The sequence below is a fragment of the Methanococcus mangrovi genome (assembly GCF_054506835.1).
On sequence record NZ_CP197114.1, the window covers coordinates 407,608 to 429,866 of the forward strand.

General features: G+C 33.3%; 21 protein-coding genes. 10 read left to right on the forward strand and 11 right to left on the reverse strand.

Annotation, left to right across the window (positions count from 1 at the left end):
• The first annotated feature begins 2 nt into the window (after window positions 1-2).
• Window positions 3-1,334, forward strand: a complete 1,332-nt coding sequence (locus tag ACS5L2_RS02200) for a formylmethanofuran dehydrogenase subunit B (RefSeq protein WP_459202132.1) — start codon at window positions 3-5, stop codon at window positions 1,332-1,334.
• 120 nt (window positions 1,335-1,454) lie between these two features.
• Window positions 1,455-2,792: a formylmethanofuran dehydrogenase subunit B gene (locus ACS5L2_RS02205; protein ID WP_459202133.1), complete on the forward strand. Its 1,338-nt coding sequence runs from the start codon at window positions 1,455-1,457 to the stop codon at window positions 2,790-2,792.
• Between the two features lie 81 nt (window positions 2,793-2,873).
• Here the strand turns inward: ACS5L2_RS02205 and ACS5L2_RS02210 are convergent, their stop codons facing one another.
• Complete coding sequence (locus tag ACS5L2_RS02210; protein ID WP_459202134.1) at window positions 2,874-3,995, reverse strand: molybdopterin molybdotransferase MoeA; 1,122 nt, start codon at window positions 3,993-3,995, stop codon at window positions 2,874-2,876.
• Window positions 3,996-4,233: 238 nt separating this feature from the next.
• On the opposite strand from ACS5L2_RS02210, the gene modA reads away from it, so the two are divergent.
• From modA to modD, 3 genes are all read left to right on the forward strand, one after another.
• Window positions 4,234-5,010: a molybdate ABC transporter substrate-binding protein gene (modA, locus tag ACS5L2_RS02215; RefSeq protein ID WP_459202135.1), complete on the forward strand. Its 777-nt coding sequence runs from the start codon at window positions 4,234-4,236 to the stop codon at window positions 5,008-5,010.
• Between the two features lie 10 nt (window positions 5,011-5,020).
• Window positions 5,021-5,686, forward strand: coding sequence for a molybdate ABC transporter permease subunit (gene modB, locus ACS5L2_RS02220; RefSeq protein WP_459202136.1), 666 nt, complete (start codon window positions 5,021-5,023; stop codon window positions 5,684-5,686).
• Window positions 5,687-5,791: 105 nt separating this feature from the next.
• On the forward strand, window positions 5,792-6,646 hold the full coding sequence (gene modD, locus ACS5L2_RS02225; RefSeq protein ID WP_459202137.1) for a ModD protein: 855 nt from the start codon (window positions 5,792-5,794) through the stop codon (window positions 6,644-6,646).
• Window positions 6,647-6,673: 27 nt separating this feature from the next.
• Here the strand turns inward: modD and ACS5L2_RS02230 are convergent, their stop codons facing one another.
• From ACS5L2_RS02230 to ACS5L2_RS02265, 8 genes are all read right to left on the reverse strand, one after another.
• Complete coding sequence (locus ACS5L2_RS02230; protein ID WP_459202138.1) at window positions 6,674-7,204, reverse strand: MBL fold metallo-hydrolase; 531 nt, start codon at window positions 7,202-7,204, stop codon at window positions 6,674-6,676.
• Between the two features lie 82 nt (window positions 7,205-7,286).
• Window positions 7,287-7,667 carry a hypothetical protein gene (locus ACS5L2_RS02235; protein WP_459202139.1) on the reverse strand — a complete coding sequence of 127 codons (381 nt, stop codon included), beginning with the start codon at window positions 7,665-7,667 and terminating at the stop codon, window positions 7,287-7,289.
• Between the two features lie 15 nt (window positions 7,668-7,682).
• On the reverse strand, window positions 7,683-10,187 hold the full coding sequence (locus tag ACS5L2_RS02240) for an HAD-IC family P-type ATPase (RefSeq protein WP_459202140.1): 2,505 nt from the start codon (window positions 10,185-10,187) through the stop codon (window positions 7,683-7,685).
• 100 nt (window positions 10,188-10,287) lie between these two features.
• Complete coding sequence (locus ACS5L2_RS02245) at window positions 10,288-11,532, reverse strand: ABC transporter permease (protein ID WP_459202141.1); 1,245 nt, start codon at window positions 11,530-11,532, stop codon at window positions 10,288-10,290.
• 12 nt (window positions 11,533-11,544) lie between these two features.
• Window positions 11,545-12,861, reverse strand: coding sequence for a COG1361 S-layer family protein (locus ACS5L2_RS02250; RefSeq protein WP_459202142.1), 1,317 nt, complete (start codon window positions 12,859-12,861; stop codon window positions 11,545-11,547).
• A 4-nt stretch (window positions 12,862-12,865) separates the two neighbouring features.
• Window positions 12,866-13,570, reverse strand: coding sequence for an ABC transporter ATP-binding protein (locus tag ACS5L2_RS02255; RefSeq protein ID WP_459202143.1), 705 nt, complete (start codon window positions 13,568-13,570; stop codon window positions 12,866-12,868).
• A gap of 200 nt (window positions 13,571-13,770) precedes the next feature.
• Entirely contained in the window at window positions 13,771-14,556 is a 786-nt protein-coding gene (locus ACS5L2_RS02260; RefSeq protein ID WP_459202144.1) for a hypothetical protein, read from the reverse strand.
• Window positions 14,557-14,589: 33 nt separating this feature from the next.
• Entirely contained in the window at window positions 14,590-15,042 is a 453-nt protein-coding gene (locus tag ACS5L2_RS02265; RefSeq protein ID WP_459202145.1) for a hypothetical protein, read from the reverse strand.
• A gap of 516 nt (window positions 15,043-15,558) precedes the next feature.
• Here ACS5L2_RS02265 and ACS5L2_RS02270 point away from each other — a divergent pair.
• Both ACS5L2_RS02270 and ACS5L2_RS02275 read left to right on the forward strand, forming a co-directional pair.
• Window positions 15,559-16,284 carry a hypothetical protein gene (locus tag ACS5L2_RS02270; protein WP_459202146.1) on the forward strand — a complete coding sequence of 242 codons (726 nt, stop codon included), beginning with the start codon at window positions 15,559-15,561 and terminating at the stop codon, window positions 16,282-16,284.
• Window positions 16,285-16,299: 15 nt separating this feature from the next.
• Entirely contained in the window at window positions 16,300-16,920 is a 621-nt protein-coding gene (locus tag ACS5L2_RS02275; RefSeq protein WP_459202147.1) for a helix-turn-helix transcriptional regulator, read from the forward strand.
• Between the two features lies 1 nt (window position 16,921).
• On the opposite strand, the gene ACS5L2_RS02280 is transcribed toward ACS5L2_RS02275, so the two are convergent.
• Both ACS5L2_RS02280 and ACS5L2_RS02285 read right to left on the reverse strand, forming a co-directional pair.
• Window positions 16,922-17,143, reverse strand: a complete 222-nt coding sequence (locus ACS5L2_RS02280; RefSeq protein WP_459202148.1) for a class III signal peptide-containing protein — start codon at window positions 17,141-17,143, stop codon at window positions 16,922-16,924.
• A gap of 437 nt (window positions 17,144-17,580) precedes the next feature.
• Window positions 17,581-19,239 (reverse strand): SulP family inorganic anion transporter, encoded by a 1,659-nt coding sequence (locus ACS5L2_RS02285; protein ID WP_459202149.1) that lies wholly within the window; start codon window positions 19,237-19,239, stop codon window positions 17,581-17,583.
• Between the two features lie 236 nt (window positions 19,240-19,475).
• Here ACS5L2_RS02285 and ACS5L2_RS02290 point away from each other — a divergent pair, with 236 nt between their 5' ends.
• The 3 genes from ACS5L2_RS02290 (at window position 19,476) to ACS5L2_RS02300 (ending at window position 22,251) form a co-directional block, all read left to right on the forward strand.
• Window positions 19,476-20,093, forward strand: a complete 618-nt coding sequence (locus ACS5L2_RS02290; RefSeq protein ID WP_459202150.1) for a nucleotidyltransferase domain-containing protein — start codon at window positions 19,476-19,478, stop codon at window positions 20,091-20,093.
• Window positions 20,080-20,589 (forward strand): HEPN domain-containing protein, encoded by a 510-nt coding sequence (locus tag ACS5L2_RS02295; protein WP_459202151.1) that lies wholly within the window; start codon window positions 20,080-20,082, stop codon window positions 20,587-20,589. Before ACS5L2_RS02290 ends, ACS5L2_RS02295 begins: the two co-directional genes overlap by 14 nt.
• Before the next feature lie 159 nt (window positions 20,590-20,748).
• The gene (locus tag ACS5L2_RS02300; RefSeq protein ID WP_459202152.1) at window positions 20,749-22,251 is read left to right on the forward strand and encodes a hypothetical protein; all 1,503 of its coding nucleotides are present in this window, start codon (window positions 20,749-20,751) and stop codon (window positions 22,249-22,251) included.
• Window positions 22,252-22,259 lie beyond the last annotated feature (8 nt).

Sequence of the window (22,259 nt, forward strand, 5' to 3'; positions counted from 1 at the left end):
AGATGGCAAGTCAAACATTTAAAGACATCGTCTGTCCAGTATGCGGTGGAGCATGTGATGACATCGAGATAGTCTGGGACGAAGAAAAAAGAGATTTAACCGTTAGAAATGCGTGTAAATTGGGTGCGGCTAAATTTAGAGAAATTGTAAGCCACCACAGAATCATGTCGCCAAAAATTAGAAAAAATGGCGTATTAGTTGATGTATCATGGGAAGAAGCACTTGAGAAAGCTGCTGAAATTTTGGCAAACTCGAAAAGACCACTTCTCTACATGGGTGCAGAAACATCTTGTGAAGCGATGACAACAGGTCTTCACATGGGTGAATACTTAGGGGGAATCGTTGATTCCTGTTCGACAGTGTGACACGGACCTTCCTTAATGGGGGTTCAAGAAGCTGGAAAACCTGGCTCAACTGCTGGGGAAACAAAAAACAGAGCTGACGTTGTCATATATTGGGGAACCAATCCTATGGACTCAATGCCAAGACATTTGTCAAGATATGGTGTATTTCCAAGAGGTTACTTTGTCGAAAAAGGAAGAAACAGTAGAACTGTAATAACTATTGACCCGAGAAAATCTGCAACCGCAAAAGCATCAGATATACACTTGCAAATAAATCCAAATACTGATTACGAGCTGTTCTCTGCATTTATGATGGCTTCAAGAGGTAAAAGACCTCACCCAAGTATTGAGAAAGTGACTGGTATTTCCGTAGATACAATAATGGAAACAGTAGAACTACTCAAAAATTCTAAATTCGTATCCATCTACGGTGGACTTGGTTTAGCATCATCATTTGGTAAACAGAGAAACTTGGAGTGTGTTTTAACTCTTACAAAAGAACTTCAAAGATACACGAAAGTTACAATCGGTTTAATCAGGGGACACTGTAACGTTGCAGGATTTAACGTACTTGCAACATACCTTTACGGATTCCCATTCGGAGTTGATTTTGCAAAAGGATATCCAAGATATAATCCTGGAGAATTTACTGCAAATGATGTTTTAAGGGAAAAAGAAGTTGATTGTGCATTTATTATGGCATCAGACGTTGGTGCACACTACCCACAAGATTCAGTAAGCCACTTAAAAAACATTCCGGTAATCACTCTTGATATTGCGCCATGTCCATCAACATCAGTTGCAGACGTGGTTTTACCCGGAGTTATAGATGCACTCGAGTGTGATGGTACATTCTATAGATTTGATGAAATACCAATATACTACAAACCATTTGCAAAATCACCATTTGACTTCACGAAAAGTAATGAAGATACAATGGAGCAGTTGTTTGAATTGGTAAAAGAAGTCAAAGCAAGAAACGGTCAATAGAGCAGCTACTTTTCGGAAGATTTTTTCTTCATTACACTAGTTCTTTTGGAAGATACGAAAAACATATCGAAACACTTGTTTTGGAGTTTTTAAGTATTTGCAAAAAAACTGGTGAAAAAAATGGTTGCCGAAACGTTTAAGGATATCGTATGCCCTGTTTGCGGGGGTACGTGTGATGACATTGAAGTAGTATACGATAAGGAAAAAAGGAATATCGTTGTTAGAAACGCCTGTAAAATGGGCGCTGCTAAATTTAGGGAAATAGTAAGTAATCACCGTATAACTTCCCCAAAAATCAGGATAAATGGAAAATTAGAAGATTCTAAATGGGAAGATGCAATTGAAAAAGCTGCTGAAATCCTTGTAAATGCTAAACGACCCTTATTTTTCATGGGTTCAGAAACTTCATGTGAAGCAATGACTGTTGGATTACACATGGGTGAATATCTTGGCGGAATTGTAGACTCAAATTCAACAATCTGTCATGGACCTTCTTTGATGGGGGTTCAGGAAGCTGGAAAAGCCGGTGCAACTGCAGGGGAAACAAAAAATAGGGCAGATGTAGTTATTTACTGGGGAGTAAACCCTATGTGTTCGATGCCAAGACACATGTCAAGGTATGCTGTATTTCCAAGAGGATATTTTGTCCAGAAAGGAAGAAAAGAAAGAATTGTAATTACTGTAGACCCAAGAGTTTCTGAAACTGCTAAGGGCTCAGATATTCACATACAGTTAAAACCGAGCACTGATTATGAATTGTTTTCAGCTTTAATGCTTGCAGTTAACGGAAAACCTATTCATCCAAGTATCGAGCAGGTAACAGGTGTTTCAATCGAGAAGATTCATGAAGTTGCAGAAATTATGAAAAATGCAAAATTCGGGTCAATTTATGGGGGACTCGGGCTGGCGTCTTCATTTGGTAAGCACAGAAATTTAGAATGTGTTTTAAATTTAACTAAAGAATTACAAAAATATACAAAGTTTCAAATTGGTTTAATCAGGGGACACTGTAACGTTGCAGGATTTAACGTTGTTGCATCATACCTTTACGGATTTCCATTTGGGGTTGATTTTTCAAGAGGATATCCAAAATATAATCCCGGAGAACACACGACAACTGATGTTTTAAGGGAAAAAGAGGTTGATGCAGTATTTGTAATGTGTGCAGATTTAGGTGCCCACTTAGCCCAAGATTCAGTTAGATATATGCATGATATACCCGTAATATGCCTTGATATTGCACCATGCCCCTCAACATCTGTAGCAAACGTGGTTTTACCAGGAGTTATAGATGCACTCGAGTGTGATGGTACATTCTATAGATTTGATGAAATACCTGTGTATTACAAACCTTTCACAGGGTCCCCATTTGATTTTACAAAAAGCAATGAGGATACACTGGAACAATTGTTTGAAAAAGTAAAAGAATTAAAGGAACTTAAAAAAAATAAAAAATAATTTCTATATTTTTTTATTTGAAATCAATGTACTTTTTTAAAGATGTTTTTTAAAATTTAAAATATTACATTATTAAAAAAATTAATCGTATATCCAGACTTCAACTTCATCATCTGCAATTGAAATTCCTTCTTTTAATTCAACTATCGCGTTTGAATAAGCAATAGATGTGATGTGACTTGAATCTTTAAATACTGGTTTTACAAATCCATTTTCATAGACCACGGGTAAATAAAATCTTTTATCTGCTTCTTTTTTAAATTCACCCATGATTTTTGCATTTACAATTTTTTTACATTTTTTGGAATTTGAGTACCTGCAAAGTAGTGGATACAAAAATAAGTATGAACAGATTATACAGGACGTAACTTTTCCAGGCATGCAGATAATTGGAATTCCGTCGATTTCTCCTGCAAGAACAGGTTTTCCAGGCCTCATGTTTACGCCGTGGAAAAGTACTGTTCCAAGTTCTTCAATTATCTCTGAGGTAAAATCTCTTTTTCCAGCAGAGACTCCTCCAGAAGTTACAATTACGTCATAATTTAGGGCTTCTAATACTTTATTTCTTAATTCTGTTCTATCATCTTTGGAAATTCCCAAAAAAACAGGTTCACAGCCAGCTTTTTTAACAATTCCTGCAATAGACTTTGAATTTACATCTGAAATTTTTTCAAGTTCATCTCCTGTAGAAATTATTGCAACTTTAGGTGTTTTGTATACCTTTAATTCAGAAATTCCTAACGATGCAATCAAACCGATATTTCGTTCATTAATTAAGCTTCCTTTTTTTAAAACCAAGTCTCCATTTGAAATGTCAGACCCTTTTTCAACAACATACGTACTTTCAGGAATTTCAATTATTTCTACAATGTTATTTTCAATTACTGTATTTTCAACTGGAATTACGCAGTAGGCTTCATCGGGAACTTTGCCGCCTGTTGCAACCCAAACGCATTCCTTACCTTTTATTTGTATATCCCTAAAATCTCCAGCGTGTATTTCATCCATTAAAACGTAAGATTCTAAACATGGGCTTGTTACCGCGTATCCATCCATATTCGATTTTCTAAATTCCGGAATATCTTGAGTTGATACAATATCCTTTGCGATAATTCGCCCGTAGGAATTAAACAGGTCTACATTTTCTGTTTTTTCAAATTTAAATTTTTTTAAAATGTTTTCCGCTTCAGGCACTGATATCATATTTTCACACAAAAAACCAGCATATCGTTTAAATTTACCTTAAAAATAATGATAAGGACTTACGAAACAATTATATAATTAATTAATAGTAATTACAATATATAAATCAATCTAATATAAAAAGTCTAAAAGCTTACTCAAAAACATAATCCATATATATTGGTAAATGTTATTAATTACTGTTTAATTAAAATAGTAATTACTTATAATTAATACATATCATAAAGGTGAATATATAATGAAAAAGCAGATAGCTATCGCAAGTCTGCTTGCAATAATCCTGTTATTTTCAGGTTGTGTTTCAGAATCTCCTGAAGAAACCACTACAACGATAACAGTTTCAGCAGCATCAAGTTTAACTGATGCAATGACGGATATTGCAGCAGCATTTGAAAAAGATAATCCTAATGTTAAGGTAGAATTAAATTTTGCAGCATCGGGAGCACTGCGGCAGCAGATTGAAGGGGGAGCTCCTGTAGATGTGTTTGCATCAGCATCACAAAAGCACGTTGATTTGTTACAGGAGCAAAATCTTATTGAAAATGCTTCAAGAGCCACATTTGCTAAAAATACACTTGTATTAATAGTTCAGGAAGGAAATCCTCTTGGAATCACTTCCGCAGAAGATTTAACAAATAATAATGTTGTAAAAATCTCAATTGGAAATCCTGAAACTGCACCAGTTGGAAAATATGCTAAAGAGTCACTTGAAACCATGGGTTTGTGGGGTAATTTAGAAGAAAAAACCGTATATGGTGAAAATGTAAGACAAGTTTTAACATATCTTGAAACTGGTGACGTTGATGCAGGATTTGTATATATGACAGATGCAAAAATTGCAAAAAACAATACCATTGAAGTTATAGCCACCATACCAACAGTTACCGAAATTAGCTATCCAGTATGTGTTTTAAAAGCATCAGAACATAAAGAAGAAGCCCAGATGTTTGTTAACTACTTAACCGGAGAAACAGGTAAGCAAATATTGACTGATTATGGATTTACTGCTCAATAAGGGGTATTTTATGGATTCACTACTATTTCCAATATTGCTTACATTGAAAATTTCTTTCTTATCTACTTTTTTTGTGTTTTTTATAGGAATTTTTATATCGTATATTCTTGCGAGGATGGAGTTTCGCGGTAGAAATATACTTGAAATTATTGTAACTCTACCGATGGTCCTTCCTCCAACAGTTTTGGGGTACCTACTTGCATTGCAGCTTGGAAAAAATGGAATTATCGGAAGTGCATTTTATGACATCACCGGTTCAGGTATTTTATTTACGTGGGAAGCAGGAGTAATTGCTTCATTTGTAGTTTCTCTTCCATTGATGGTTAAAACAACAACCGCAGCAATTTCAGCGGTTGATAAAGAACTTGAGCATGTTTCATATACGTTAGGAAACACCAAACTTGGAACTGCACTTTTAATAACACTTCCACTCTCAAGAAAGGGAATAATTGCAGGATTGGTTCTCAGTTTTGCAAGGTCTGTCGGAGAATTTGGTGCAACGCTAATGGTTGCAGGAAACATGCCTGGGAAAACAAATACAATGTCGCTTTCAATTTATCAGGCGTTTCAAACGGGAGATTATAATTTAGCGAATATATTAGTTATAACGCTTGTTTTAATGTCGTTTTTATCGATATATATAACTGGAAAACTGGCCGATAAACTGAACTCTTAAAAATCAAAAAATGATATATACTACCCATGCGAGATGTTAGATCAAGTGTTTAAGTGGTTTGGTTGGCCTTTGAGTTTGAGATAAATCTTAAAAGAGGTCACAAATATGTCATCATTTTATATTCCTAATTATGAACTTGAGAAAATAATTGAAGAAGATGTAAATCCAATTGATTTAACATCAAGAATAATGAAATTAGATAGATTTAATGCGAGACTTGCATATAAAGCGCGACATGACATGGTTTTGTGCTGTACCGAAGAAGCTGAGAGAATATGCAAAATACTTGGATTAGAAGTACTTTCATATAAAAGCACCGGAACCTATGTAAAAGAAGGTGAAATATTTTTTGAAGCAAGGGGGCGAGCTGATAGGGTCCACCTTGCATGGAAAAGTGTTCTTCGGCTTCTTGAAGGTTACTGCGGCATGGCCACGCGAACTTACGAGTTTGTGAAAATAGCAAGAAAATACAATGAAAACATAAATATTGTAACAACTCGAAAAAATCTTGCAGGGACCAAAAAACCAGCAATAAAAGCAATAGTTGCAGGTGGAGCATATCCTCACAGAATTGGCTTATCTGAAACTGTACTAATATTTGATGAACACCTTGCTTTTGTAGATGGAAAAGAAGAGTTAAAAGCCGTTTTAAAAGAAATGAAAGCAAATGCTCTTGAAAAAAAGATCGGAATCGAAACTAAAGATTTTGAAACCGGTATCGAATACATTAAAATGGGCTTTGATTACGTACAGCTCGATAAATTTGATTCAGAAACCGTTAAAAAATTTGTAAAAGTTGCAAAAGAAATAAATCCAAATATTACGATAGTTGCAGCAGGCGGAATAACTGTTGAAAATGTGGATAAGTATGCTAAAAGCGGTGCCGAAGTACTTGTTACATCAGCTCTTTATTTTGGAAAAGTAGCTGACATTAAAGCGATAATTGAAAAAATAGATTAAGCAAAATGAATTAAAATAAATTATAATTTAATATTCATTTTTGTACAAAATTCCGTCATGCCCTGTAATGATGTTTTTTTGAAGACTTTTTATCTTTTTTAATGAATTTAAAGCAAGTTCTAAATCTACCGTAACTCCCGGAGCCTTTTCTTTTAATATATTGTTTTTTAATGGTGTTGCATCTCCAGAAATTATATAATCTTCATAAATTATGGAGATACTATCCATTGTGTGACCTGGAGTTTTTATAATTTTAATTTCCGGGTCAGTTAACTCATTAAAATTGGAATAATTAATAATTTTAGCATTTTTAAAAAGATCGTTATTTGAAACATGGTCAAAGTGATTGTGCGTATTTATCACGTAGTTTATTTCGCCTATATCAATATTTTTATCTTTAAAATAACTCTTTATATGTTCTGTTTTTGATTTAGATGATGTATCCACTACTATTTTATTTTTTTCAGTTTTTATAAACGTAACCGATGAAGCTACTTCTAAAATTCGTGTTTTTTCTTCATTAAATTTTAAAATCCCGCTGTATATTAAATCAAGCATGTTTTCACGTCTATTTTTAAGATTAATTAAGTAATTAATTAGTTTAAATTTCTTAAATTATTATATAAACACTTTTGTAATCCTATTTTAGTTTTATTTTTAGTAAGTAACCCATCGAAGTACTTATTGTTGGAATTATTAAGTATCTAAGCCCGATTTGTGAAAAATAATCCACGTAAGTCATTTTGGACATGGGAATTAATATTATAATATCAAGTATCAGATTTATAATAAGCCAGAAAACTCCTACGGATATTCCTTCAAGTAAATAATCTTTTTCAATGTCTTTAAAGTACAGTACAAGTAAACTAACGCCAACTAATCCAGATACAACAATCATAATTGATTTAAATAAAAATATATCGATTACTAACCCTTCACTTTCCGAATAAAATAAGAATGATAATAAAAATGGAATTAGCCAAGTCAGTAATCCAAAAAATCCGCATTTTAAATATTTCATAAAACCACCTAACTTCTATTTTTTCATTTTAATTCTTTTTAATAGTTTTATTAATTCCCACCAGAGTGTCGATACCCCTGAAAGCAGTATTGCAAGAATTAATTGAGTTTTGGTAAGTGGAACTGTTTTTGCAATTACTGTTGCTGACGGAACGTAGAGCAATACCAAAATTCCTCCAAATATCCCGATATTTACGAACCAGAGAACTGCATCTTTTTTGAATTTTCGAAATGCAGAAAATATTGATTCTATTTCAGACTGGTTAACATATACAAGGAAAAAATTGGACGTAATAAGAATTACAAATGCAAAAGTTCTTGCAAGATTTATTTCAAAGCCCTGATTTAAGAGGTATATATAAGAACCAAAAGCAGCTGCAAAGATTGAGCTTCCCTGAAGTACTGCTTTGAATATAAGGTGGTAATCCAAGAGGGATTCAGTAGGTATCCTTGGTTTTCTATTCATGATGTCGTTTTCTGCAGGCTGTCTTTCAAATACAATTGAGCAGGTTGGGTCGATAATAAATTCCATTAAAACTACGTTTATTGGAAGCAGCAAAAGCGGTAATTTTAGAAGTGGCGCAAAAAGTGCGGTCATAAATACTGGAATGTGGATTACAAAAACGTATCCTATGGCTTTTTTGATATTGTCATAAATTCTTCTCCCATCATGTATTGTTTCAACGATAGTTTCAAAATTATCATCAAGTAAAATCATGTCTGATGCTTCTTTTGCAACTTCAGTTCCTCTTTTACCCATTGAAACTCCAATATCTGCATATTTTAGTGCAGGTGCATCGTTTACGCCATCTCCTGTCATTGCAACAATTTCGCCGAGTTCTTTAAGGGATTTAATGATTTTTAATTTATGTTTTGGAATTACTCTTGAAAATATATTTGTTACTTTTACTTTTTCTAAAAATTCTTCATCGCTCATCGAATCTATTTCACTACCGGTTATCACGTTTTCGCCGTTTTTCAGGCCAATTGATTTTGCAATTGATTTTGCAGTAGTTCCATTGTCCCCAGTAATCATTACAACCCTGATTCCAGCAGCACTACATATTTTCAGGGCATTTGATACACCGTCTCTTGGCGGGTCCATCAACCCGATTAATCCTACAAATTCGAGTGAATATCCGCCTAATTCCTTATTAATATTCCCGATATTCATTTCTCTTGCAACAGCGATTACACGGTATCCTTTTTTTGCCATTTCAATTGATTTTTTTTCTAAATTTAATTTTTTAGATTCGTTTAGATTACATAAATTTATAATATTTTCAAAAGAACCCTTTGAAGCTAAAATTTTATTATTATTCCTATCCCAAACGTTTCCCATCATCCGGGTTTCCGAACTAAATGGATATTCGTGTAAAAGACATCCATTACACAATTCATCTATTTTTAGTCCAATAGATTTTGAATAAGTTAGGATTGCTTTTTCCATTGGGTCATATGCTTCAGTTTCTGACGCAAGGCACGCATAAGTCATAAGTTCAGTTTCATTAAATTTTGAATCAAAATATGTTTCTTTTACTTCCATCTGGTTTTTGGTAAGTGTTCCCGTTTTATCAACGCACAAAACCGATATCGAACCGAGTGTTTCAACTGCTGGAATTCTCCTTATAAGTGAATTTTTGTTTGCAAGCCTCCAGGCCCCCATTGCAAGAAATACTGTTAAAATCACGGGAAATTCTTCTGGTATGATTGCCATTGCAACGGTTACGCCTGACAAAATACTATCAGTGACACTTCCCATGTAATAAAAATTAACAACTACGATCAACAAAAGCATAAAAAAAGCAGCAATTGCCGAATATTTTACAAGTTCGCAGGTCTGTTTTTCAAGTAATGTGGGCATAGAATCGACTGAAAAAATATCTTTTCCGATTTTTCCGTATTCTGTTTTTGAACCCACATTTATGACCTTAACAACAGCTCTACCTTGTGTTACAGAGGTTCCCGCATAGCAGATATTCTTTTTCCAGTGTTCTGAACTTTCATCTTCATCTAAATCAATTTTTTTCCACACAACTTCAGATTCTCCTGTTAATGTAGATTCATTTACTCCTAACCCGTAATTTTCAATAATAATTCCATCAGCAGCAATATTTTCTCCTTCTTTTAAAATTAAAATGTCATCTACGGTTAATTCGCTGCTGTCAATTGCCATCATTTTTCCATTTCTAATAACCGTTGATTTTGGGGAAGATAAGTCTTTTAGTGCCTGAAGGGTTCTGTCAGTTCTCCATTCCTGAAAAAATTCAATTGCGCAGATAAAAATAACGGAAATTATCATAATTGACCCATCACGGGGCTCACCAAGGAAAAAATAGATAAAAGCAGCAATGAATAATAGTAAAAACATCGGTTCAGCAAATATTTTTAAAATATAGCTTAAAAATGTTTTTTTCTTTTTCTGGAGTAATTCATTTTTCCCGTAAGTTTCTTGGTATTTTTTTACTTCTAAATCGGTAAGTCCGAAGTAATCTTCCTTAAAACCTTTAAAAAATGTCATTTTTTCTATACTCCCCGATAAATTATATAAGATAATATCTGGAGTTTAGAAACTATATAATTAATGTCTTAAATTTCAAAAAATAATTAAAAAAAGAAAATTATTCGCTTCTTAAAGCATCTACAGGCTTTAATTTTGAAGCATTATATGCTGGAATGATTCCTGCAATAATTCCTGCTGTAAGTGACGATCCAATTGCAATTACAACGGAACTGATACTCAGTACAAACTCATAGCTGCTGTCCATACTCGATGCAATAAACCAGACTATTATCTGGGAAATTATGGTACCAAGTATAAGTCCCAAAATTCCTCCAACAAGTCCAATGATTGCAGAGTTAAAGACAAACAATAGCAGTATATCTTTGTTTTTGGCACCAATCGCTTTCATTATTCCAATTTCTCGAGTCTTTTCAAGAACTGTTGTAAACATGGTATTTGAAATACCTGTAACACCAACAATCAGTGAAATTCCTGCAATTGCTGAAAGGAATGTTGTAAGCATTGAAATTATTTCTTCGGGGCCTTCAGGGGTAGTTGGGGTTCTTATTGAAAAGTCAATATTGTCCTCATTGACGTGTCTTGACATCATCAATTTTTCCTGAATATTTTCAAGTGCAGTAGTTTGATTCACGTCTTCGTACAGTGTAAAGATTATTTCATCATACACTCCTTCTTCTTTTTCATCGATAGAATATGATGCATCATCATCCAATTCTAAGGTATATACTGCTTCATATGGCATGTAAACAGTGTTTGAGCTCATACCGCCCATTCGACCAAATCCCTGAGTTTCATCTTCTGCAAGTATTCCAACGACTTTAAACTGTTTATTTCCAATAGTTATCATCTGGTTTATTCCAATTTCCCTATCAAACGCTTCTGTTGCAGTATAGTATGAGATAACTACGGCGTTTTTATCACTTGATTGCAGAAGCCTTCCTGCGTACAGTTCTTCATCAGTCATCTGCGACCACACAGCAGGATCAACTCCCGTAATCGTTGCAGTCTCACGGCCTCCTGCAAAACGTATTTCATTTTTACTCGAAACCCGCACATCTACGTATTCTATATCCGATATCCCGTTTAGAATCAGTACATCCATGTCAGTAAGTTCCGGTTCATCGTCATCACCACCTGCTGCAGCCGATGCAGTAAGTGTAATTTCATCGCTCACCATGCTGTCAAGCTGGTCGCTAACTGACGTTGAAAGGTAGTCTCCAGCAGATATGATCGCGATAACTGATGCAATTCCTATAACGATACCTAAAATGGTAATCCAGCTACGAAGTTTACTGCCTTTTACCATTTTAGATGCCATATTAAATAATTTTAAGGGTTTCATTTTTATCAACCCTTATTCGGTTTTGGTTTGTTTGGTTTGTTTTGATTTTTTTCTTTTAATTATTTTGTATACAAATACTGCAATTGCAGCAAGTGCTACAAGTCCTCCAATAACGTATGGTATTGCTGAGGTTATTGAATTTTGAATTGTTGAAAGTGGGTTCATGTTTCCGCCAGGGCCTCCTGCAAAGTCTTCTGGAGTACCTGAAGTATCAGAACTCATACTTGTGACTGAAGTTGTACTTGGCATTTCCACTTCTTTTTCAATTGTTACCCTATCTCCTTCTGGTGACGTGTATGTTATTTCAACGATAAGTGGTGAGTTGCTGTTCGTGGTTGACAGTTCAAAGTTTGAGAATGTGTAGTCACCACCATCTAAGTTTCCGATAATGGAAGTGCTGACTCCAGAAACGCTCCATGCATCCTGTTCAGGGATTGAAACGATTACTGAATTAACATCACTTTTTCCAACATTCATTACAGTAAGGGTATATTCGCCGCTGTCTTCTCCAGAATAACTAACTTCAAAGTCGGTTTTTCCAAGTACTAAAATTCCGGCAATGTGTTCTACTTCTTCTTTAGTGTCGTTCAATGAATCATCATAATTTAAATTCATAGTTAATTCATAAATTCCGGGGTTTACATCTGTGCTTGCAAGTACTGTGTAGGTAATATCAACACTCTTTCCAACACCGATGTATGAAATTGTTTTCAAGTTTCCTGAACCTAATGGTAATATTGCGTTATCTTCACTTTCCCATGAAAATTCAAGGTTTTTAATTGGTGCAGAACCAGTATTTTTTATTGTGAATGTAACATTGGTTTTATCACCTGATACCAATTCATCAGCATCCAAACTAACTTCTGCACTTTCTTCATTTCCGACAGTTACGGTGATTTCTTTAGTGTATCCTGAGGATGCATCTTCTCCTTTTTTGTAGATATGGACTTCTATTGGGTAATCTCCTTCTGTTGCATCTTCACTAACTCTTAATTTGAATTTTGCGATGATTGCATCGTTTCCATCTTCATATCCGTTTATAACTCCGACATCCTGTATTAAATCTTCGCCTTCTACTTCTTCAAATGGATAGCTTGGTTCAATTTCTACAATAAAGTCTCCTTCTCCGCTTCCACCATCATTTTCGATGCTGATTCTAAGGTCGAATACATCTCCCGCGATTGCAGGATCAGGGTCTTGATTTACTTTATTTATGTTTAAAATCACGTAATCGTTTACGTCATCGTAAAATGTGTATGCATAATTTCCCACGAATGAGAATAGCATTATCAACATTACTGATCCTATTTTTAAGGATTTTTTATCCATAATATCACTCATAAACTGTATTTGGCTTGTTATCAATTATATTAATAATATTTCCGTCTTTTAATTCAACAATTGTTTTCGCGTATTTTGCAAGTTTTTGATCGTGGGTAATCATAATAATGGTTTTTCCACTTTCCCAGAGGGCAGTGAATAAATTTATAATTTCTTTACCTGTCGCACTATCGAGCGCCCCTGTTGGTTCATCTGCAAGAATAATTTCCGGGTCACATGCTAACGCTCTTGCAATCGATACTCGCTGTTGCTGACCTCCAGAAAGCTGGGATGGTTTGTTGTTCATCCTGTCTTCAAGGCCAACCTGTTTTAATGCTCGTTCTGCAGCTCTTTTTGCAGTAGAATCATTGACTTCCTGTATCTGCAGTGGTAAAAGTACGTTTTCAAGTGCAGTCATGTTTGGAATTAAATTATATTGCTGGAAAACAAAACCAATTGTTTTTCCTCGAAGTTCAGATAGTTCTGATTCAGTCATATTCGAGATATTTTTTGATTTAAGGTAAACGTCGCCTTTTGTTGGTACATCGAGGCATCCTATCATGTTCATCATGGTTGATTTTCCTGAACCCGATGACCCAACAACTGCGACGAAATCACCTTTATTTATATCAAGTGAAACTCCCTTCAAGGCTTGAACTTCAACTTCGCCCATCTGGTAGATTTTCCAAACATCTTCAAGACTTATAATTTTGTACATATTTTCACTTGGAAACTTTTTCTATCCTGTTAATTGAATTTTTACACTCTTTTTTTAAATTGAATAATGAAATCATCCCAAATATAATTAATAACATCAATAATATTGGGAGGAGTACTCTAATCATATTTATCACACTTTTACAAAAAATTAAAAAATATAGATATTATTTTAAATGTTTTCATTTTGGGGGTGTTATGTTATTTTGAGTCAGCTTTTTGGCATTCTCCATGTCTTTCAGGCATATTAGTTATCATTTCTTCAAGTTTTTCAGGGTCATCAATCAAGCTTTGGGTCATCTCAATTCTTTCCTGAATTCTTATCTGCATTTGTTCGTCTTCACAAGAATCATATTCATCTTCAAGTTCAGCAAGCTGTTCATTAAGTGCTTCCTGAATCTCTTCCGTAGTCATGTTCTGGAATTCGATTTTTAAACCATTTCCTTTTCCTTCAGGCATTTCAGGCATATTAGTTATCATTTCTTCAAGTTTTTCAGGGTCATCAATCAAGCTTTGGGTCATCTCAATTCTTTCCTGAATTCTTATCTGCATTTGTTCGTCTTCACAAGAATCATATTCATCTTCAAGTTCAGCAAGCTGTTCATTAAGTGCTTCCTGAATCTCTTCCGTAGTCATGTTCTGGAATTCGATTTTTAAACCATTTCCTTTTCCTTCAGGCATTTCAGGCATATTAGTTATCATTTCTTCAAGTTTTTCAGGGTCATCAATCAAGCTTTGGGTCATCTCAATTCTTTCCTGAATTCTTATCTGCATTTGTTCGTCTTCACAAGAATCATATTCATCTTCAAGTTCAGCAAGCTGTTCATTAAGTGCTTCCTGAATCTCTTCCGTAGTCATGTTCTGGAAACATATTTGGCACATTTTTCCAGGTTCCTGTTTCGCAGTGTCTTTAAAATCTGATGAGGCAACTACTGCAGAAACAGAAACAAGTGCAAGTACCATTAATAGTCCTAAAATTTTTCTCATGATCTGCACCGTGTAATTCTTATTTTTAAGTTTTTACTGAATATTCTTTGAATTTATTTCAATCGGGGTGTTATTATCAAAGTTTTCAGGAATTTGGGGTGGGTATTTTGTGTCATTGTTTTCAGGCATACCTGTCATATTTCTCGGTTCTGGCACGTATGATTCATTGAAATTTTCAGGCATGTTATTCGGGGTATTTCGTGTTTCATTCGTTATGTTTTCAGGCGTAATATTATTCATTTCAGGCATTGTATTGTTATTTTCAGAATTATTCAGTACAGGTGTCCTTGGTAAGCAATTTGAACTATTGTTTTCAAACGTAATGTTATCATTAACATCAGTTCCAAATGCCGATTTTAGCCAAGATAATATATTATTAAATATATTACTGGAACTTTCAGTCTGTTCATCCAGGGCCATACAATATGGCAATAGTGTGATAACAATGAGGATAGTTCCGGTGGCTTTTTTTAGTGGTTTTTTCATGTTATCACAGAGGGGGTTTAATTTCCAAAAGGCACTAATTTGGAAATCATTACTATTTTTCAGGCAATATGAATTCAAGAATTATTTGAATTCAAGAATTCTTTGGCACCTAATTTAAATCCATAAAAAAATTAGGTTTTGAAAGTAAGTGTTCTTACAATTACTTTCAACTAACCTACCGCGGGAACGGCATAAGAATGTATTTTGAAACGGCGTTTCCATATTATGAAACGGTATTTTGAAGCCCTTTAGAAAGTATTTTCTAAAAATAGTATCAATACGTTCAATAAATTAATAAAAAAATTGTTTAAACTTTTTAAATCTAAAAAAACCATTATAATGATGATATAATATATAAGTTTGATATTTTTTAAAAAAATTTTTCAAAATTTTGAAAGGATTATAAATTAGCATTTATATACTATACTGTAAAAATGGACAATTCCATTAAATGGAACAGGTGTTCCACATCAAATAATTATACTGTTTGAACAATGTAATTGTTAAATAAATTGAATGGTTGGTATCATGAAACGAATTTTAATCATATTTTTAGTACTGACAATTATCGGAGTTGCAATTGGTATAATGAGACCTTTTGATTCTGTACTTATCGAAGATGATTTATTCATTGCACACGACTTTGAAACTAATCCAAACATGACTGAGTTTAACCCATATCCTGAAGAAAGTCCACATTTAACTGAAGGTCAAAATCTTGCAATTGAAATTGCAAAGTCTAACGAAACAGTTTCAGAGTATTTATCTGAAGGCTACTGGCTTGCACCGGGTACCCTATTAATAAAAGAAGATTTTGAAAAATATGGTGAAACTTGTAAAGGGGTTCTTTTAACAAAAAATGACACTTTAATATATGTAATTGTAAATCTCGAAGAAAACAAAGTTCAATCTATCAAAAACTACACAACATTTGAGCTTAAGTCTAAAACGCTTGTAATTGAACATGAAGATGGATATTCTGAGATTAAAGCTACAGGATTTACTGAAAAAGATGTAAAAACAGTTCAAGAAATATTATCTAATGATCAAAAAACAGCTCAAATTATAAAAGATAGAGAGTATAATATAACTATTCAAGATATGGTGTATTTAAGCAATAAAAATTTCCAAAATGCAACATATGCGATGGTTGTATTGGATATTGAAGATGGTTCAAGATACGTGGTAATGGTGGATATTACTGAAAGGAAAGTTTTCAAAATGGGTAAACCTTTAAATTAATAATGTGTGAAATTTATGAGTTCAAAAGTTAAAATAGCCATATATATGCTGATATTTATTGTTTCAGTAATTGTGCTAACTTCTAAATTTTTGTATCCGCCGACAGTTCAGGTAATTGTTCAAGGGGACACCACGTATGTTCAGGAAGTTCCTAATGTATACACGCTTTATGATTGTATGTTAATGGTTTTGGCATCATTTTCGCTATGCTTAAGTACTACTTTAATTTACTTTACAGTTCGTGATTTAGAGCTTTCAGAGAAAAACAATGTTAATAAAATAGATTTAAGCGATTTAAACGACCATATTGGAAAAATTGTATCTTCAAAAGTCGATGATAAAATTAAAAATGGAAATATTAATGAAATTCAAAATTTCAGCGTAGAAACCGAATTAAAAACGGATAATGAAGAAAAATTAAGAAAAGAAAACTTTATTAAAATTTTAAAAGGAAATGAAAAAACTATTGTAAAAATACTGATGGAACACGGAGAAATAACTCAAAGCGAACTTTTTGAGAGGACAAAAATTCCAAAATCTACTCTTTCAAGAACATTAAGCGATTTGGAAGTTAGAGGAATAATTTTAAGATACGAACACGGTATAAGTAAAAAAGTAAAACTGAACAAATGGTAGGTTATGTAAATGTTATCTGGGATATTTTACAGTTCGTGGCTGCTGATGAGTTTAAAAGTGCATCGCCAGTATTCTTTGCAGTTTCCCCAGAATGTGTATCGGAATATTTAACATGCAATATATAGTAATAGCTTGCAATAGCTGAAACTATGACTGCAGATGCAACCAAAATCCCTATTTCCATGGAAACCTGTCCCTTTTTTGAATATAATTTTTGAAGCATAAAATATTTCCCCGAAATTTGTGCCGTTTGTAATTACAATATATTACATCGTCTAAAAGTTATTTTTTAATAGATATATAAGTTTAAGTATTTTTTCAGAGGTCTATTAAATATAAATAGCATGGTAAAATACACGTTTAAGTTAAAACCCTTTTTTAAACTTTTTTGTAATATTTCTATTTTAATACGTTTTTATCAACATTAATCCCCAAAATAATAAATAGTGCCTAAAAGAAAAAATATATTATCCCAGAATCAATTTTTCTGGGGTATATTGGGGAGTTTAAAAGAAGTGCTGGTTCTTTAAATAAAATTGGCCTAAACGTCACAGATCCTAACCAGTTTTCGGTTGAAACACGAAATGCATGCCGTGCACCATGCTGTTTATTAAACAGGGGGCATGCATTTAACTTTTTTATTTTTAGTCTATTATTTTTTTATTTAGGACATAATCCAGTTTCAGGATGTTTTATTTTTATGATTTCTTTTGCTCGAGCAAGTGCTATATCAATATTTTCACAGATATTTTCCTTACCTATTTTACCTGTGAGATCGTATTTTTCAAATTTAGCTTTTAATTTTGAATCTGCACCCGAAATTATCAGGGCTATCTCCTGATTTTTAGAAGATTCGATAAATTCTTCGAGGTTTTTTATACCTGTGGCGTCGATTATCGGGACATTTCTCATACGAAGAATTATTGCTGAAGGTTTCCTTTTAGCAACGACATTTAGGGTACTTTTAAATTTATCCGCTATTCCAAAGAAAAATGGCCCATTTATTTCGTAAACTTCAATACATGGCGGAACATTTCTTAAAGTTATTGAATCAGGGTCTTCATCCTGAGGAACTGTTTTTAAGTTCGAAACTTCACTAACTTCAATCAATCTCTGCATAAATACAATTACTGCAAGAAGCATTCCAATCTGTATTGCAGTATTTAAGTTTACAAAGATTGTGAGCAGGAACGTAACGAGCAGAACGATTCTATCTCTTTTTGGGGACTTAAATAATATTGATTTAAAGTGTTTTACTTCGGCCATGTTCCATGCTACGACTACAAGTATTGCAGAAAGTGTAGCAAGGGGTATTTTTAAAATTAACGGGGATAACAATAGCATGAATAAGAACAACATTATCGAATGGATTATTCCAGATAATCTTGACGTAGCTCCAGCTTTAATGTTTGTTGCAGTACGTGCAAGTGCCCCTGTTGCAGGAATTCCTCCAAACAATACTGAACCGATATTTGCAATTCCTTGACCTACTAATTCCTTATTGGAATTGTGTTTGTATCCAGTCATACCGTCTGCAACAACTGCACACATTAATGATTCTATTGCACCTAAAAATGCGATAGATAATGCACTTGGGAATAAAAGCTCCATTTTTTGAATACTCAATTCCGGAAGGCTTGGGAGTGGGATACTGTTTGGAATATTCCCAAATTTTGATTCAATTGTTTCAACAGGTAAATTAAATACGTAAGCTAAAACAATTCCTACAATTATTGCAATTATTGGGGAGGGTATTTTTGAAAATACTTTTTTTGAATTTGTAAGTATAACCAATGATACTATTGAAATAAACAGTGCATAAGGGTTTAATAACTGGATATGTGTTGCATAAGTAATCCACTGGCCTAAAAATGATGCAGGAATGTTTTCTATTGAAAGTCCAAAAAAATCCTTAACCTGTGTAGAAAAAATAATTAATGCAATTCCCGACGTAAATCCCATTGTTACAGGATAAGGGATGAATTTTATGATGTTTCCAAGTTTTAAGAGTCCCATGGCAATTAAAATAACTCCTGCCATTAGTGTAGCAATTACGAGACCTTCATAGCCATATGAAGCTATAATTCCAAAAAGTATTACGACAAAAGCCCCTGTAGGTCCTCCTATTTGATATTTACTTCCCCCAAGTAATGAAATTAGAAAACCCGCAATTATTGCAGTAAATAATCCTTTTTCAGGCGAAACCCCCGAAGCTATCGCAAAAGCCATTGCAAGAGGTAGTGCAACTATTGCAATAGTAAATCCTGCAAATAAATCGCTTTTCAGGTTTTCATAATTCAAATGCTGATTAAGTTTCATATATTAGTGCCCTCCAGAGGTTACGCATTATTTTGTATTAAATACGAAGTTTATTTTTCAGATTATAACGCATCGTAATTTTAGTATATAAATATATCGAATATATGTACTTGGAGAGGACAATTTTGTCAGGTGCTATATCTTTTTTATTTTTTAGCATGCAAAAATACCAAAAATTGGTAATATATTGCCAAAAATTGGTAAATTATATATACCTAAAAATCTAATTAAAAAGTATGAACGCTTTAGACAAATTATACAGAGCATATTATGCAGCAAATAAAAGTAAATTATATTTTAGCGAGTTAAAGGAACTTACTGGACTTTCAAACAGTTCTCTACAAAATGCTTTAAAAAAACTCGAATCTGAAAAACAGGTTTTAAAATTAAAGGAAAAGTCAAACACTTATTATATTTTAAAAAATACCAAAAAAACAGTTTTTAAATTCTCAGAAATCGATGATGAACGATTTTTAAAATTGAATAGAAATGTACGGGCCCCAATTTTAGATTTTTTTGAAAATTTCCCAAAAGAAATCGATTTTATGATTCTTTTTGGGTCTGCATCGAGAAAAAAAGAAACAGAAGATAGTGATATTGATTTAATGGTTGTAACTTATTCATTCGAGGACCCTGACCTTCAAAAACGTTACCGGGAAGAAATAAACCAGAAACTCGAATATGCAAAATCAAAAGCTGAAAGCAGGTCAATATACCCTTTAAGTATAGTCGCGGTTGAAATCGACTATTTTTTAAACTCAAACGACCATATAGTAAACCAGGCTAAATTAACAGGATTTCCTATTTTTGGGCACCAGAATTACCACGAGGTAATTTTAAATGTTAAACGTTGAAGAATATTTTAAAGATAAAGAAAAGCTTGAAAGCGCTTATGATTTTCATATCTATAAGAAAAATATCGAAAAAGAACGTCATGCAAAGTATCTGGTGTATGCACATCTTGATAAAGCAAAACACAATCTTGCATTTGTAAATCAAAATATTAAAAACGGTAATTTTCAGGATTGGAGTGTTGTTGGCCTTTATTATGCAGTTTATCACGCTGCATTAGCACTTGTTGCTAAAAAAGGTTATATTTCAAAAAGCCACAATGCTACAATGATTTTTTTGATAAAAAATTATACGAACGAATTTAGAAACGATGAGTTAAAACTGATTGATGACCTTGCAATAACCAAAAAAGATGCAACATTTTATACCGATTTAAAATCGGAACGTCAAAAGGCAAGTTATTCAACAGATGTGATGTTTAACGAACCTAAAGTTTTAGAACTTCAGAAAAAATCCATTGATTTTGTAAATAAAGTCGAAGACATTATAGAAAATTAATTTAAACATTAATTTTTCAAATTTTACGTTTTTTTAGCATTGTTAAACTTGGATAAATTTTTATATTTATTTTCATAAACTTATATTGTCGATAACATACCGATTAATTACTTCAAAAAAATAATTATTAACATGTATGAATTCCATTAGGTGGTTTAAATGGGGATATTTAGTTCGATAAAAAATGCTGCGTTAAATGTTGCAACTCTTGGATTATATGGGCTTGGTAAAAAAATCGGGGGTGCTGCAAGTTCAGCAGAAGAAGCTGCTGCAGAAGCTGCAATAGCTCTTACGACCATAGGGGTGACTGTTCATGATGTTGGGGAGCAGTTAGAATCGATACTTCACGAGACAGAAAAGTTAATTGTTATAAAACGGCTGATTCCAAGGGATCGTGATGATTTGTGGGATGAGGAAAAAGAAAGACTCGAAGAACTTGAAGCAGAACTTTTAAACGTGGAAAATGAACTTCGGGATTTAGGAGTAAATAACCCTTCAGATTACAGTTTTGGTGCTAATCTTTCGGATTTTTTTAATTTTGAGAAATTTCAAAAGATGATGAATCTGTTAACGAAGCGCTACCAACTAAAAAAAGAAATTTATGAAATATTGTATACCGAACCAGGAATTATTTCTGACAGTATATACAATGTAAATGAATGCATCGAGAGATTTAACACGATAGAACAGCCAAAAATTGAAAATTTGATGGATTCCGTTGATGAAAATCTTTTAAAAACCGAAGAACTGCTTGATGAAGTGAAAAAACTGTTTGTAATAAATAACAAAGAAGAAGACCTTAAATTAAAACTTCCATGGTACAATTACAGGATTGAAAAGTTAAAAACTGACAAAGAATATTTTTTAGACCGTTTTGGAAAAAAAGAATTGCAGATACAAAAATTTGAGGAACGTTTAAAACCAAACTTTGGAATAGATATTGAAGTCGTAAATCCTCCTGAAGTAATTACGGGTGTTGATGATTTAAAAGACGATTTAACCGGAATAACTGAAAAAATAGATGCAATAACTGATGAAAGAGTAACTGAAAAAATAGACGAAAATATTAATGAAAAGATAGAACTTCAAAAAACACTGAACAGTCAAGCTGCAGCTAAATCTGTCCAAAAAGTACTTTCAACTGTAACATACGAAAACGTTGCAGGTCTTGGAAAGAACTTTTCTGTAGATTCAAACGTCTTTAAAACAAATTCCGATGCTTCAAAAGTTGTATCCTGCACGAGGTCCAAAGAAGAAACAATTCAAAGGGCAAAAACCTTATTAAAATCACAAAAAGATTATTTTGAGCGGGAAATATACCGGATAGATAGAATAATTGAATTAAATAAGATAAAATCTGAAAATGAGCCCGGAGTAATTCCAAAAACTCTCGATGAAGTATATGAAATATTAAAAGGAGTAAGGACACAGGAACAGCCAAGAATTGATAAACTGCTCGATTCATTAAATGATACGCTTGATGAAACTAAATTAACAATTTCAGAAGTAAAAGATACAATAGGCCCGATTCAGGAACTTATTGACGGGTGTTCAAATCTTGAAAAACCGTTAAAAATCGGGTTAATGGTTTTCGGAGGTCTCTTAGTATTGGATTTACTTGCAGCACTTGTAGTTCTCGTAAAAATTGCGATATGGGGTTAAAGTTAATT